16 protein-coding genes are annotated in these 13155 nt (G+C 60.0%); 8 read left to right on the top strand and 8 right to left on the bottom strand.

What is annotated here, in order from left to right; all coding sequences use genetic code 11:
- Positions 1-181 precede the first annotated feature (181 nt).
- Both QFZ54_RS19785 and QFZ54_RS19780 read right to left on the bottom strand, forming a co-directional pair.
- Positions 182-382, bottom strand: coding sequence for a hypothetical protein (locus tag QFZ54_RS19785; protein WP_307090369.1), 201 nt, complete (start codon positions 380-382; stop codon positions 182-184).
- 698 nt (positions 383-1080) lie between these two features.
- The gene (locus QFZ54_RS19780; RefSeq protein ID WP_307090368.1) at positions 1081-1329 is read right to left on the bottom strand and encodes a hypothetical protein; all 249 of its coding nucleotides are present in this window, start codon (positions 1327-1329) and stop codon (positions 1081-1083) included.
- A 1581-nt stretch (positions 1330-2910) separates the two neighbouring features.
- Between QFZ54_RS19780 and QFZ54_RS19775 the strand changes: the two genes are divergently transcribed.
- The gene (locus QFZ54_RS19775) at positions 2911-3060 is read left to right on the top strand and encodes a hypothetical protein (protein WP_307090367.1); all 150 of its coding nucleotides are present in this window, start codon (positions 2911-2913) and stop codon (positions 3058-3060) included.
- A gap of 421 nt (positions 3061-3481) precedes the next feature.
- Here QFZ54_RS19775 and QFZ54_RS19770 read toward each other — a convergent pair whose 3' ends face one another.
- Positions 3482-3727, bottom strand: a complete 246-nt coding sequence (locus QFZ54_RS19770; RefSeq protein WP_307090365.1) for a hypothetical protein — start codon at positions 3725-3727, stop codon at positions 3482-3484.
- A gap of 1121 nt (positions 3728-4848) precedes the next feature.
- Here QFZ54_RS19770 and QFZ54_RS19765 point away from each other — a divergent pair.
- On the top strand, positions 4849-5154 hold the full coding sequence (locus QFZ54_RS19765) for a hypothetical protein (protein ID WP_307090363.1): 306 nt from the start codon (positions 4849-4851) through the stop codon (positions 5152-5154).
- A gap of 49 nt (positions 5155-5203) precedes the next feature.
- Here QFZ54_RS19765 and QFZ54_RS19760 read toward each other — a convergent pair whose 3' ends face one another.
- The gene (locus QFZ54_RS19760) at positions 5204-5584 is read right to left on the bottom strand and encodes a hypothetical protein (RefSeq protein WP_307090362.1); all 381 of its coding nucleotides are present in this window, start codon (positions 5582-5584) and stop codon (positions 5204-5206) included.
- A 222-nt stretch (positions 5585-5806) separates the two neighbouring features.
- Between QFZ54_RS19760 and QFZ54_RS19755 the strand changes: the two genes are divergently transcribed.
- The 5 genes from QFZ54_RS19755 (at position 5807) to istB (ending at position 10635) form a co-directional block, all read left to right on the top strand.
- Positions 5807-5992: a hypothetical protein gene (locus QFZ54_RS19755; RefSeq protein ID WP_307090360.1), complete on the top strand. Its 186-nt coding sequence runs from the start codon at positions 5807-5809 to the stop codon at positions 5990-5992.
- A 655-nt stretch (positions 5993-6647) separates the two neighbouring features.
- Positions 6648-7405, top strand: a protein-coding gene (locus QFZ54_RS19750; RefSeq protein ID WP_307090096.1) for an IS5 family transposase whose coding sequence is annotated in 2 segments (ribosomal slippage) — positions 6648-6981 and positions 6981-7405 — 759 coding nt in all. Because the reading frame shifts where the segments join, the coding sequence is not laid out codon by codon here.
- Between the two features lie 350 nt (positions 7406-7755).
- Positions 7756-8190, top strand: coding sequence for a hypothetical protein (locus QFZ54_RS19745; RefSeq protein ID WP_307090358.1), 435 nt, complete (start codon positions 7756-7758; stop codon positions 8188-8190).
- Between the two features lie 163 nt (positions 8191-8353).
- The gene (gene istA / locus QFZ54_RS19740) at positions 8354-9883 is read left to right on the top strand and encodes an IS21 family transposase (RefSeq protein WP_307090520.1); all 1530 of its coding nucleotides are present in this window, start codon (positions 8354-8356) and stop codon (positions 9881-9883) included.
- A gap of 11 nt (positions 9884-9894) precedes the next feature.
- On the top strand, positions 9895-10635 hold the full coding sequence (istB, locus tag QFZ54_RS19735) for an IS21-like element helper ATPase IstB (RefSeq protein WP_307090356.1): 741 nt from the start codon (positions 9895-9897) through the stop codon (positions 10633-10635).
- 364 nt (positions 10636-10999) lie between these two features.
- Here the strand turns inward: istB and QFZ54_RS19730 are convergent, their stop codons facing one another.
- A complete protein-coding gene (locus QFZ54_RS19730; RefSeq protein ID WP_307090354.1) occupies positions 11000-11431 on the bottom strand; it encodes a type II toxin-antitoxin system VapC family toxin in 432 nt (143 codons plus the stop codon).
- Positions 11431-11679 (bottom strand): type II toxin-antitoxin system Phd/YefM family antitoxin, encoded by a 249-nt coding sequence (locus QFZ54_RS19725; RefSeq protein ID WP_307090352.1) that lies wholly within the window; start codon positions 11677-11679, stop codon positions 11431-11433. Before QFZ54_RS19725 ends, QFZ54_RS19730 begins: the two co-directional genes overlap by 1 nt.
- Positions 11680-11818: 139 nt before the next feature.
- On the opposite strand from QFZ54_RS19725, the gene QFZ54_RS19720 reads away from it, so the two are divergent.
- On the top strand, positions 11819-12307 hold the full coding sequence (locus QFZ54_RS19720) for a hypothetical protein (protein WP_307090350.1): 489 nt from the start codon (positions 11819-11821) through the stop codon (positions 12305-12307).
- A gap of 14 nt (positions 12308-12321) precedes the next feature.
- Here the strand turns inward: QFZ54_RS19720 and QFZ54_RS19715 are convergent, their stop codons facing one another.
- Both QFZ54_RS19715 and QFZ54_RS19710 read right to left on the bottom strand, forming a co-directional pair.
- Positions 12322-12516 (bottom strand): hypothetical protein, encoded by a 195-nt coding sequence (locus QFZ54_RS19715; protein ID WP_307090348.1) that lies wholly within the window; start codon positions 12514-12516, stop codon positions 12322-12324.
- A 239-nt stretch (positions 12517-12755) separates the two neighbouring features.
- Positions 12756-13145, bottom strand: coding sequence for a type II toxin-antitoxin system VapC family toxin (locus tag QFZ54_RS19710; RefSeq protein ID WP_307090346.1), 390 nt, complete (start codon positions 13143-13145; stop codon positions 12756-12758).
- Positions 13146-13155: the final 10 nt, after the last annotated feature.

The raw sequence follows: 13155 nt of genomic DNA, 5'->3' as shown, positions 1-13155 counted from the left end.
GGTCCTGTCGGTTCACCATAGCACTAGGCCAGTATCCGGGCGGGGTCCGACGGGCGAACCGAACATAGTAATCCGCGTGCAGCGTCCGCCCCGGTGACTTAAGTCCCGAACTCCGGCCCTTCCTCATCACCGGTCGATCGTGCAACCACCTGCGGCGCTAGTCGAGCGAAGACGCAGTGGCCTATGTCGGCACGCTCCAAACATACCAGACGATACCGATCACCAGTGGTGAGACGCACAACGCTGCGAACGCGAGCCCAGCGCGTCGGCCGCGCAGGCGCCCATTACGCCGCAAAGCGAAGCCGGTCGCAACGAGCGCCAAGATGACGCCGAGGATGACATAGAAAACGGCGAGAATGTCGCTACTCGTTCCCTGTCCCATGAGATCTCCAGATAGGCGCTAGTGCCCGCATCAGCGTAGTTGGTTTCGCATGTAATCGCATTAATTCAGGGCAACGTCTGGAGCCAAATCTCCCGTGCGCCGTTCGAAGGAACTCTACATGCTTGCTGAGGGAGGATCGACGGATGGAAGCGCTCTGGGCCTTCGTTGTAATTGGCGGGCCCATTATTTTGGGGGCCGTGCTGCTTTGGGCGAGCACTCACAACCGGATGTCGCGGAAGCAGAAGAAGGAAAGCGATGCCGCTGCTCGGCGCGTACGGCGCGAAGCGGCAGAGGAAAACCGCAGAGACTAGGCGAAATTCGGCGTAGCAGATCAGGTACCGAATTCTGGCTTTTCCTCACGAGGATAGAGCCATGGAAAGGGAGCTTCCGGCTGATCAGAGGTAGAGACGCCAAACCTTTTCCGTCGCGAAACGCGCCCAATGGGCGCGAGGGTCGCGAGACATCTCCTCGAGCTTCGCCACTGGATCGCGATGCCAGTTGACGAGGATCTGTTCCCACGCCTCGCGACTAACCTCACATGATCGTCCGCGATCGTTCGACCTTCGAAAAAGACAACATCGCCGACTTCGCGCCGATCGCCTTTGAACCTGCTTATGGTAAGTTTCACGGGTACCTGCTGTGATTCTGTTGATTTGAGACCCGGTTAACGGAGTTGGCGCCTGCCTGCTTGAACCACATCAGGTGGTCAGCAACGTAACCATCGCGCCACCGTCAATGAGTCGGATCGCTTCATTCTTCTGCTCGATCGACACGGCCAGCCTATCCAGTGCGATGGCAACATCCTCAATGGCTGGCGTCAGGATCGGTCCCTGTAGGTATGCGTGTAACTGTCGGTACGCCTCCGCCTGCGCGCGGATCTCAACTGGTGTTCTCGCCATCTTGCCTAAATAAATGCTCGAACGATCGAGTAAATTGACCTGCGTCAAGCAGGTACCAGGTGCGTCGTGGCTGGGAAGGTTGAGTGCGGGGCTCGACTCCCGACGGTACTCTGGAGACCGTTTAACGGTAAGGCGCCAAGAAACAGTCGGTCAGGCTCCAAATTCGGGACCTTCGGGATCGGGATAGAACGCGTGAGGATCGTACAATGGTCGCTGTGCCGGCCGCATCTGGCAGGGAGGGGTGGGCTTCGGAACGTCGGGGACCGGGTCGGGCAGGGTAGGTAGGCATATATATTTGAGTTACGGTATGGGTGGACGCCACAGCAGCCATCCTATGCGGCGTCACATCAGTTGATCGAGAAGATCTTGCGCGAAGGGAGTTTCATCCTCGGGCAAGGCCGAACGTAGGGCGGCTCCGATTACCCAAGCTGCGTTTCCACGCCGACTTGTATCGCCTCTGAGCTTTCGGCGTCGCAGGCCTAAAGTGCTCGTTCGCGTTGTGATCATCGACACCGTTCGGTTTAAGGCCGTCGCTATGACATCAACCGGCTCTCCTGCCATATAAAGGCGGGCATGGGTCAAATCCTCATGGTGGCTCCAAACGGTCCTAGGCATGCCGAACCTTACCCTTCGACTATCTAACTTTTCGTTACGTCGGCCTACTACGAGTGGGAATGACATTCCACGCCCATTCGCCTGTTGCTCTTCGACTTGTCCTCGCTCGGAAAATCTATGCCGACAATGGAGGTTGTGAGTTCTTCAAATTGAATAAAACCTATGTTTTTGCGACAGATAAATAGGCGGTTTAAGTCGTCAGCATGCTTGCAATCGAGCTCGACCATCTGCGCGTTTTGGTGAGCGGGCTCGACCGTATCCAGCATCATTGGTTACGAACTAAGGACGGTGCGGGCCGCGAAACAACCTCGGAAACCGTGGAGTTATACCGACGAAAGATTCGGTTTATACTGGCTCGGCTTTTAGACACTGAGCTGCGAGACGCGTACCGGGCGGTTTGTGACGAAGTCGACCGCGCATACGCAAGCGCGCTTCTGAGCGAGATAGAATGTCGCGAGAGAAATATGCCTTACTTGAACCTTGGAATTTATGTCAATTTCGGAGGTGGTGAGTTCGTCCATAACCTAAGTTTCTGAAGGCGCCAGGCGATCGGAATAACCCATTGCGCGGTCCGGCCAAGCGCTGTTACCTCGCTCAATGAGCAGCTTAACGATTACCATATTGTGCTTCGCTGTAGTGTTAATCGGCATGATCATAACGGACCGTTTTAGGAATAAGCCCGATTGACGCTGATCTGATGGAGGTGGTTAGTTCGTCCGTTGTCTATCTCTTGCCTGTCAGGCCAAGGGCGTGGGAGCGCGCATAAACCGAAGCGATCGATCGCTCCAACAGGTTGGCAATGTCGCGAGTACTCTTCGACCCGTGCCACGATAGAAGTTTGTAGTCGTCAGCGGAAGTCCACGGCTTCCCGTTGCGAGGTCGGCTTACTAGGCCTTCGACGTTGATTTGACGCGTGGTTGGGGTCCGCATGGTATCAGGATGTACCGAACGAAACCGCGTGTCGAGCAGCTACGCTGCATTGCCCGAATCGGTCGGCTGCGCATAGGCTCGCGAATGACAACGCCGCTACTGCACCCCGACGTGATCGAGTTCCTCGATGACCAGAGCTTGCTGGAAGCGTATCATCTGACAGACGCAGTGCCGGGGAACCCTGTGGGCGATGCGCTGATAGCTGAGATCGAGCGGCGTAATCTGGTCATCTGATGGGCCGCGCTGGGCCCATGGAAGAGCGCGAGGTCTGGATACAGGCCGGAGCAATATTAGCCGCACACGGTACGCTGGCCACAGACTATATCATCGACCATCTGAGCGACGCGCTTGGCGATCGTGTTGCTGTCGAGGACTGGCGCAGAATTGCTGCTGCGGTTGACATAATCACTGACGCTCAACTTCAGTGAAAAGTGGTCGATACCGAAGCTTGGACCTCGCCTCGCAGCTGCCAAGTGACGCGAAAGACGCGATGCGCAATGCTGAGTTCGACGGTCGCGCGTGGTTGTTGGCGCCGACAACGAGCGAAATAAGCCACTTCCTGGTTAGTCTGAGGCTGGGGCTGATGGCAAACGGTCAGCTAGTTTTATCTAACCAAGGGATGGCTGTCCGAGCTGTCCTATCGCGAAAGACGCCCTCAGGGCGTTTCGTCTGTGACTGCCCCTGATCGCCGCAACTGACGGACAATCCCATTGAACGACGCCGTCACGCTCTGGCTGCGTCCGATCTGATTATCCTGTTGAGCGCCCTCCCAGAACATCACGAGCGGCCAGCGCTCTGGGCAGTGCGACCATAGGCATCGCAACGCGAGGCGCACCGGCACAGTATCGACGCGGCCATGCTCGGTCTGCTCCAGCGTGGCACGCAGGATCTGGACCGCCAAGTCGACCGTGATCGCGTTTGCCGGTGCATCGGCTTATGGAACGCAAAGGGAACAAACTTGCAAGGACTCGATATGGCCGGACGATGCCGACTCTGCACCAGCAACGACGAAAATGCGGTGATCGAGCACGTCGCGGCGTACATGTGGGAAAGTCGAATGGAGCGGGTCGAGGACCGAACGCCATGGGATAAAGCCGGAGCTACTTGACAAACGGCTTTCCGCGAAATGGCTGTTGCGGCACGGCTGGCTTTGACTACGGACTGAGGGCGGTGCGGCGGGATCAACCTCGGGGTGGTATTTCAGCCCGCCGCACCATCACCAATCGGAAGGTTTTCCGAGTCAAAGCACGAACTGCCGAGGCGAGGCGATCGGTCCGCGCAGTGAGCATCGTTTTCTCGCTGTCCGCCAAGTTGGCTACCGTCCGGCTGGCTCTGATACCATCGTCACACCATCTTCCTTCCAGGTCGGACCTAAATGATCAGCGGACAGTTCGAAGGTTGCTGGTGATGTCTCCAGAGCTCCGGCCGGCTCGTCTCACAGTTCACTCCTGTTTGAGGCGGGCCGTTACCGGTGAACATCGCGTCGGCTTTTGCGTTTGTAGAGGGCCAGGTGCCCGGAAAGTGAATGGCCGGCCCGCTTCGCGTTCACACGGCGTTTGAGGCGGGCCGTTAGGTTTTGGGGGCGACCTGTTCCGCTAAGACAATTGGTATAAACTTGGGTAAACAGAGCTGCCGTCGTTATGGCTTTAGATAAGCCCACGCTGACAGTACGCCCCCCGGTTTCGCTGTCGGCGACCATCGCCCATGCCAACGCAGCCTCGTGATGTGAATGGTCTCCATGTTGGGATGATGGAACTAGGCCCATCCAGTTCCTCGTAGCCTCTGGATGGGCCCTTCTTCTTAAACGACGGTAGGTTGGCGAGTTTCTTGCGGTCGTCACCGCGCCGGCGAAAAACTGACGGAGCGAGCGCTAGTGTTATCGCCCGCGCTCGTCCCGCGTTAGACTGGTTTGGCGCCCGCCACCGCACTTGGCGAACTTGCCATTCACGCTCTTGCGCCTGAGGCCCTTGGCGAGGAACTACCCGAGCCCATATGCCAACTCCGGTATCAGGGGGCGGCGACATGGCTTACACGATCATCTACGAGAAGGCGGGGCGCGAGATTGGCCGAGAGGTGATCCACGTCAATTTGGCTGCGGCTCAGGCGTTTGCAAACGACATGGTCGCTACCGGTGAGTATGACCGTGTCCAGGTTCGCGACGAAGCAGACATGACCCAAACACCCGACCTCCAGGACGCGCTTGCCCGGCTCAAGGCGTTCCGCGCCACCCGGAATGCCGGCGACGTCATCGACCAGGGAAGTGGGCTGACTGCGAACGACATCGATGTGGTCACCAGCTTCGTGACCGATTTTTCCTCGAGCAACTGATGCGCAACCCGCGCGAGCAGCCACGCGATTGGGTCGACGGGATGGCGGACTAACTGGCTACGGCGAAGGTCGCAGCTAACGAGGCGAGCGCCACGATAACGCCAATGACCGTCCAGACATGAGCGCGGTTTAACGCAGCCCATCCACCATCGGTAAGACCGAAATGATTTTCGATCCGATCAAAACGGGGGTCGGAAGCTCGGCCGATCGAGTCGAATTCGAGCGTACCAGTTGGCATGTTCTCCTGAAGAGGCTCGACCCAGCCCCGCATGAGGCAGGTGGCAAGGTCCGCCTCGACCTCGTCGTTGCGGGCCATCGCGCATTCGATGACCCAGATCCCACTCTCCCGATGCACGATAGCAACGCGCTGGCGGGCTAGGCCACGCAGGACCTGACGAATTTTTCGTTCGCGCCGCCATGTCTCGATCATCTCGCTGCTCCTGCGTGGAATTGCAACGCGGGCTGTACCAAGCAACCTGCGACAACGGGTACAAAACGCAAGTCTATTGGCTAGAGCGCTTCAGTGCGCAGTCCTTGCGGCACTCGGATGGCTGAGCCCGTGCGGCGCTCTCCGAAGCATCTGCCCATCCGTGGGCGTGATAGGGCTCTGTAACGTCCCCTGTGCGTTTGAGCGCTACAAGAGGAGACTGAAATGCCGAGTAGAGAGAAGATCACGGACGGTGCCAACGAGCGCGCCATTGACGAGCCGATCGCCGGCACCGCACCAGGCATTCCCGACGACGCTCTCTTGCCCGGCGAGGAACTGCCGGAGGAGCCAAGTGACGAGGAAGTTGCGCGGATCGCGGCGAAGCTCGGGGCGCCCGACCCTAACCAGTAATTGCCTAGGCCTGCGATAGGCCTGGCGTCCCCGGATCAATCTGGGTGGCCTCGTCAGCAGCCTCGAAGCGTAGAGTCCACCGGGGGTAGCCTCCCGGTGCGATCTCAATATCGGGCAGGCCGACCGGGTCAGAGCCGGTTTCTACCCATCCAGCGCCGTGGCAACGATCGCAGGCGGTGCGCTTGCAGCGGAAGCTGACGAGATCAATCTCGGTATTCCATTGGCCTCGGCCTTTGCAGACTGGGCACATCGCATCCAGGCTACCCTTACGGGGCTGAAGCGGAACGATGTCGAAGGCGTGGGGGCTGTCCGGACCGTCGCAATAGACGATGTTGCTGGCGTGAGGCATGCCCCCCCCACTCGCGGAGCGGCCCTCTCAATGCAATACGGCCTCGGTGCGGCTGGGTCTGAACCACCGGTAACCCAGCGTGATGTGGTCTCGATGTCGGTGGAAGATCTCTGACGGATCGCTGGCCCGCGTCCAGCGACACCGTTCTTGCGGTCTAGGTTCAGAATTTGCGGACGGGAAAGCCCGTGAACGGCGCTGGCTGACACTTGCCCGTATTCATAACGATGAAGGTGCCGATCCCCCTGGGGTCAGGACCCATTGATGTGAGAGGCGCGATCTGATTCAGGCTCCGTGAGGAGAGCGTGGATGAGCGACCTGTACTGGCTGACGGATGAGCAGATGGCGCGTCTGCAACCGTATTTTCCCAAGAGCCATGGCAAGCCTCGGGTTGATGATCGGCGGGTGCTCAGCGGTATCGTTTTCGTCAACCGCAACGGGCTACGCTGGCGTGATGCGCCGAAGGACTATGGGCCGCACAAGACGCTCTACAATCGCTGGAAGCGGTGGGGCGAGAGGGGTGTGTTCTTGCGCATGATGGAGGGGCTCGCGGCAGCAGAAGCCGTACCGAAAACGGTCATGATCGACGCGACCTACCTGAAGGCACACCGCACGGCATCGAGTCTGCGGGTAAAAAAGGGGATCTCGGCCGCCTGATCGGCCGCACGAAAGGCGGCATGAACACCAAACTGCACGCCGTCAGCGATGCGGATGGGCGGCCCTTGAGCTTCTTCATGACCGCCGGGCAGGTCAGCGACTACACCGGCGCGGCAGCCTTGCTCGACGATCTGCCGAAAGCACAGTGGCTGCTTGGCGACCGTGGTTATGACGCCGATTGGTTCAGGGACGCCCTGGAAGCCAAGGGCATCCAGCCCTGCATCCCGGGCCGCAGATCGCGGAACGAGCCGGTCAGATACGACAAGCGCCGCTACCGGCGCCGCAGCCGCATCGAGATCATGTTCGGCCGTCTGAAGGATTGGCGCCGCGTCGCCACTCGCTACGACCGCTGCCCAACCGTCTTCTTCTCTGCCGTCGCGCTCGCGGCCACCGTCATCTTCTGGCTATGACCAATGAGTCCTGACCCTAAGCGCTTTCGTTTTCACACCAATCTCTGCGCGATGCGGCCGAACAGACCTGCTTTCAAAAGGACGTTGTCCGAGCGATTTCCGGCAAGCCGTGCAGACCGGCCAACGACTGCGGACGGCATCTTTTAATGAACGTCATAATGCACACTCGGGACAACGCGAACGCCGACGAGGCACCGCCGTTCCGTAGGGGAAAAGCTTGGCTTGAGCCCGTCAATCAGGTCTTTAGAGTGGCATATCTAGAAGGGCGAACGTCGCATCGACGCTGGCCGAAGATGCAAAATCGTGTGGATCGCGGTGTAATATCGTCCGGCAAGGAAAAGGGTACGCAGATGAGTTCGGAAGCGATGCTCCGCACATTGGAAGAGCATCATCAAACGATCATGGCTGGTCTCAGCGAGGTGAGGAGGCAGTGCGGCAAGGAAAATCCGAGCAGTCGTGAGCTAGCGGAGGTCCGGGAGCGTCTGATTTCGGCTAGCCTGGCGCGGTCTCGGTTTGTCAGCGAAGAGGTTGTGCCATCGTTGCTCAAGAATGCCGATGATGATCTCCGGACGGAGTTGTCCGAGTTGCTATTTGCGACCGCAACCAAGCGGATGTTTTCAAAGGCACATATTGCACAGTGGACGTCGGCGTCGATCGAGGCGGACTGGTCTGGTTATTGTGCCGCGGCGCGGGGTATCTGGCCAATGATGGAAGAGCAGATCGCGCGTGAGACACGGGTCCTGAGTGCGGATTCCGGGATCATCGCGCGCAGCATTCCGGGATGATGGCGATCAGCGTTCCGAGATGATGGCGATCAGCATTCCGGGATCATCGCGATCAGCGTTCCGATTAGATCGCGATCAGATGCGGAGTGTTTTGGTGGTGTGATCCGGTCGTCGCAGGCTGCTTCTTTTCGAGGAGCAGCCAATGCCGACGGAGCGAATTGCGATGCGCAAAGTGCGCGAGATTTTACGGCTGACGTATGATGCCGGTCTTCCTTCGCGGGAGGTAGCGCGGCGCGTAGGCGTCGGGAGCACGGGCGTCCGGATGATGCTTCAGCGCTTTCGCGCTTCTAAGCTGGAATGGCCGCTGGCAGACGGGCTGACCGACACGGCACTCGAACTCGAGTTGTACGGTGTAGCGGCAAAGCGAGGCTCGGAGCGGGGTCGGCACGAACCCGACTGGGCGGTCGTGAACCGGGAACTCAAGCGCAAGCACGTTACGCTGCAGGTGCTGTGGGACGAATATATTGAGGCTCATCCCGACGGTTACCGGTATTCCCGGTTCTGCGAGCTGTACCGCTCCTGGGAGGGGCGGCTTCCGGTGACGATGCGGCAGACCCATCTGGGCGGCGACCGGATGTTCGTCGACTATGCTGGCGACACGGTGTCGGTGGTGGTCGACCGGCTGACCGGCGAGATCCGCGAGGCTCATCTTTTCGTGGCCGTGATGGGCGCATCGAGCCTGTCGTTTGCGTGGCCGACCTGGACCGAGACCCTCCCGGACTGGACGGACTCGCACGTCAGAGCCTTCGACTTCTTTGGTGGCGCGGCCCGCCTTCTCATTCCCGACAATGCCAAGGTCGCGGTCATCAAGGCGTGCCTTTACGACCCGCAGGTGAACCGCACCTATGCCGAGCTCGCGGCGCACTATGGCACCTCGGTACTCGCGGCACGGCCATATCGCCCGCGAGACAAAGCCAAGGTTGAGGCCTGTGTCGGCATCGTCGAGCGCTGGCTGTTTGGGCGTCTTCGTAACCGGGTCTGGTACGGCCTGGACGATCTACGCGCCGCCATGGCCGAGATGATGACCGCGTTGAACGCCCGCGTCATGCGCCGGTTCGGCCGGTCGCGGCGTGAGCTGTTCGAGGAAATCGACCGTCCCTTGCTGAAGGCATTGCCGGCTGAGCCCTACGTCCTGGCGGAGTGGCGCCGCTGCAAAGTCGGCATCGACTATCACGTCGAGGCAGCAAAGCATTTCTACTCGGTGCCTTATCGTCATGCCCGGGCGCAGGTCGAGGTGCGGCTGACCGCGCGCACCGTCGAGATCTTCCTCAGGGGCGAGCGGGTCGCGTCCCACATGCGCGGGTCCGGCAACGGCCATCACACCACCATCAACGACCATATGCCCTCGAGCCATCGTCGCTACGGCGACTGGACGGTCGAACGCCTGCTTGATGAAGCCGGACGGCTTGGCCCGTCGGTCAGGATGCTGTGCGAGATGATCCTGAGCGACCGGCCACATCCCGAGCAGGGCTACCGCTCCTGTCTCGGCATAGTGCGGCTGGCACGCGCTTACGGTGCCGTCCGTGTCGACGCCGCGTCGCTACGCGCTCTCGAGATCGGCGCGCGAAAATACGGCGCCGTCAAATCCATCCTCGAGAAGAAGCTCGACGCAGATCCGCTCCATCGCCCCCGCTCGGCCGGAGAGGTGAGCGTCGACCACCCCAATATCCGCGGACCCAAATACTACCACTGAGGAGATAGCTCATGCTGATACATCCTACCCTCGACCAGCTGCAGGCGCTCGGCCTGCAAGGCATGGCCAAAGCCTTCACCGAACTCGACAAGCATGGTGACGCCGCCACGCTCAGCCATGCCGAGTGGCTTGCCCTGCTGCTCGACCGGGAAACCACCTGGCGGCACGATAAGAGGCTCAGCGCGCGCCTTCGATACGCCAAATTGCGGCACCAGGCGGCACCTGAGGATGTCGACTACCGCAGCCCCCGCGGTCTCGAGCGCCGGCTGTTCGAAACGTTGTTGAGCGGCGAGTGGATCGACGCGCACGACAATCTGGCGATCTGTGGCCCGACCGGTATCGGCAAGAGTTGGCTCGCGTGCGCCATCGGCCACAAGGCCTGCCGCGACAACCGCTCGGTCCTCTACGTGCGCTTCACGCGTCTGCTCGACGAGCTCGCCCTGGCACGCGGCGACGGCCGCATCGCCAGCAGGCTCAAGAGCCTCGCCAGCGTCGAACTGCTCATCCTGGATGATTGGGGCCTTCAGCCCCTGGATGCTCAGGCCCGGCATGACCTGCTCGAGATCCTGGAAGATCGGTACGGCCGCAAGTCGACCATCGTGACCAGCCAGCTTCCGACCGCGTCGTGGCATCATGCCATCGGCGATTCCACCTATGCCGACGCGATCCTGGACCGCCTTCTTCACAACGCTCACCGCGTCGAACTCGAAGGTGACAGCCTGCGGCGCACCAAAGCGTCCATCGGCGATTGACCCTGCCTCACGAAACTGACACCCAACCTATGTCGACCGAGTGACCGCAACTGATCGCGATCAAATCGGAACGCTGCGCGCCATCAAATCGGAATGGCTGCGCGCGATCATCGGAATCCGCATCCTGAGCGCACGGCTCAGAAAATAGCGACATCAACCCCGGGGAGATCCTTGCAGACCGAGCCGTCGCCGAAGGTACCGCTAGGCGCACCGGGCAGCGTTCGGCAGACAAAAAAAGGGCCGGCGGGGAGCCGACCCTGATAGTTTTTAGGAGAGGATGCCTGAAAGGCGTCGCCATGCTGAATCTGCGAAGATCATATTGCAACCGCGAAAGGGCCTGAGCCGCATAGCTTTGATCGTTTCATCAGAGGCCGACGTTGAACGTCCACGGATCGAGCAGCGTCACACCGGTGCCGGCAAAGTCTGCGACATTGCGGGTCACGATCGTCAGGTCGTGTACGAGACCCGTCGCGGCGATCCAGGCGTCGCGTTCGCTCTTAGTGTCCGGAACGTGCAGCCGCGCGCAGCGCAGCGCGATCGTGGTGTCGATGGAGAGTATGCGTCCTGCAAAGGCGGGCATAACCTTGTCATGCAGCCATAGTCGCAACATGCCGGCTTGCCGCGGATCGCGCCGTTCGAGCAGTGCGATGCCAAGCTCGATCTCCATGATCGTGATGACCGAAAGGTACATGTCCGCCTGATCGACGCTACCGGCCCACGCTTCGACGGCTGCACTGATCTTTCCACTGCGTCGCTTGCGCAGCTCGGACAGGGTGTTGGTGTCGAGTAAGTACATCAGTCGAAGACCGTCGGACGCGGGAACGATGCTGCCCGGCTGAAGTCCACCTCGATGTCCCCGACCTCGTCCATATCGAGGGCGTCGAGAATGTTACCGGGAGGCGTTTTCAGCCGCTCGTATTCGGCAAAGGGCATGACCGCCATGATTGGTCGGCCGCGTTCGGTGATGATGACTGCGCCATCGACCGCGGCCCGCTTGATGCGACCTGGTTCGCGATTGAAGTCGCGACTGGAAAATGTTTGCATTGGCGACTTGACCTTCTTTGTCGTGACGTACAGACATTGCTGCCGGCAGCGGAAATGTCAATGTTGGTCATGCGACCGGGTAATGCTCGATTGTATGACGATCCCGCCAAATTCGAGACCTCACCCGAAGGAGGATATGATGAAAGTACAGGATATGATGCGGGGGTACGACTATGACCTCCCGCTATATGACGTGCTGAACAACAGCGGCACCAACGAGAACGGCGACCCCGAAATATCGACCGATCGACGGGTGCTGGCAGGCGCTACGATCGGGATCGGCCTCGACGTTGCCTATTTCGCGATCACGGAATTGCTGGAAGCGTTCACCGCCCTTGCGAGCGAAACGAGCAACGGCATGGGCCGTGCCGAGGGGCACAAGGATCTCGAAGAGATCCTGCGCGACAAAAGCCCGTTCCAGATGCGGCTTTGGTATCTTCTGTACGACACGCCTATCGACCAGGCGATTACCGAACTCGCCTGGTTGCAGAGCCTGACGTACCGTCGTGGTCGGATGTGCATGGTGATGCGCGAGCAGAAGCTCGCGGTGATCTACGCCACGAACGCGCAGTTGTGCGAGAGCCTGACGGCTGCGCAGATCATGGCCAACGTGACGACTGAGGGCTGACGATAGTCGCCCGGTCAAGCGACCAGGGCGAGAAGACTCTCCGGGTGATGTGGCCGACACCGGGAGACACGGAAAGGCTGAATGGGATTGTCGGTGCGGACCACAAACTGGTCGACGCCGGTGCTCTCACGAAGCTGAATAGCCACGGCGTAGGCGTTCTCGAGTGAACTCAGTGAATTGCGTCGGGCTGAAAGTGCAATGACGGTCATGTTGATGTCCCTTCGGGGGTGGAGTCCTTCGGGTGAAGTGCCGTATGGCGGTTGGAACGGCCGAAAGGCTCGTTCATGGGAAATTGACGACGATCCGTATATCGAGGGTGGTGGACCGGATTTGACGCAGATGCGTTAAGCCAGTCTATCCACCGTTTCGACGGAGGATCCTTCGATCGACGGGTCGGGACCGCTGCTATCGGTTCCGGCCCCGTTTTTGTATGCAGGCCGCGCAGGTGTCAGGCGAGCCAGTTTTCCACGCTAAGACTCCGAACGCGGGCGAACTCGCCGACATTGGCGGTGACCAGCGTGGCGCCTAGCGCATAGGCATGGGCCGCGATCAGGAGGTCGTTGGGACCGATTGGTGTGCCAGCGGCCTCGAGCTCGGCACGGATGCCGCCATATTCGACGTCAACCGGGACATCGAGCGGAAGGATGTCGAGGCCGCTCAGGATGGCCTCGACCTGCTGAAGAAGGCGAGGGGAGCCTTTACGGGCGCAACCGTAGCGAAGCTCGGCTGCGGTGATGATACTGACGCACAGATTATCGCTCCCGATCTCGACAATCTTGTCAAACGCCGCGCCTTGCGGATTTCGAACGAGATCAGAGACGATATTGGTGTCGAGCATGTAGCGGGCG

It is taken from the genome of Sphingomonas faeni, assembly GCF_030817315.1.
Classification (GTDB): Bacteria; Pseudomonadota; Alphaproteobacteria; order Sphingomonadales; family Sphingomonadaceae; genus Sphingomonas; species Sphingomonas faeni_C.
This window is presented reverse-complemented; position numbering and strand designations above follow the sequence as displayed.

Bases quoted from the DNA above. Each gene is read 5' to 3' on its own strand.
- QFZ54_RS19755 (WP_307090360.1), top strand. From the start codon at position 5,807: ATGCCGAGTAGAGAGAAGATCACGGACGGTGCCAACGAGCGCGCCATT.
- QFZ54_RS19785 (WP_307090369.1), bottom strand. From the start codon at position 382: ATGGGACAGGGAACGAGTAGCGACATTCTCGCCGTTTTCTATGTCATC.
- istB (WP_307090356.1), top strand. From the start codon at position 9,895: ATGCTGATACATCCTACCCTCGACCAGCTGCAGGCGCTCGGCCTGCAA.
- QFZ54_RS19760 (WP_307090362.1), bottom strand. From the start codon at position 5,584: ATGATCGAGACATGGCGGCGCGAACGAAAAATTCGTCAGGTCCTGCGT.
- QFZ54_RS19725 (WP_307090352.1), bottom strand. From the start codon at position 11,679: ATGCAAACATTTTCCAGTCGCGACTTCAATCGCGAACCAGGTCGCATC.
- QFZ54_RS19715 (WP_307090348.1), bottom strand. From the start codon at position 12,516: ATGACCGTCATTGCACTTTCAGCCCGACGCAATTCACTGAGTTCACTC.
- QFZ54_RS19720 (WP_307090350.1), top strand. From the start codon at position 11,819: ATGAAAGTACAGGATATGATGCGGGGGTACGACTATGACCTCCCGCTA.
- QFZ54_RS19775 (WP_307090367.1), top strand. From the start codon at position 2,911: ATGACAACGCCGCTACTGCACCCCGACGTGATCGAGTTCCTCGATGAC.
- istA (WP_307090520.1), top strand. From the start codon at position 8,354: ATGCGCAAAGTGCGCGAGATTTTACGGCTGACGTATGATGCCGGTCTT.
- QFZ54_RS19745 (WP_307090358.1), top strand. From the start codon at position 7,756: ATGAGTTCGGAAGCGATGCTCCGCACATTGGAAGAGCATCATCAAACG.
- QFZ54_RS19730 (WP_307090354.1), bottom strand. From the start codon at position 11,431: ATGTACTTACTCGACACCAACACCCTGTCCGAGCTGCGCAAGCGACGC.
- QFZ54_RS19765 (WP_307090363.1), top strand. From the start codon at position 4,849: ATGGCTTACACGATCATCTACGAGAAGGCGGGGCGCGAGATTGGCCGA.
- QFZ54_RS19710 (WP_307090346.1), bottom strand. From the start codon at position 13,145: ATGCTCGACACCAATATCGTCTCTGATCTCGTTCGAAATCCGCAAGGC.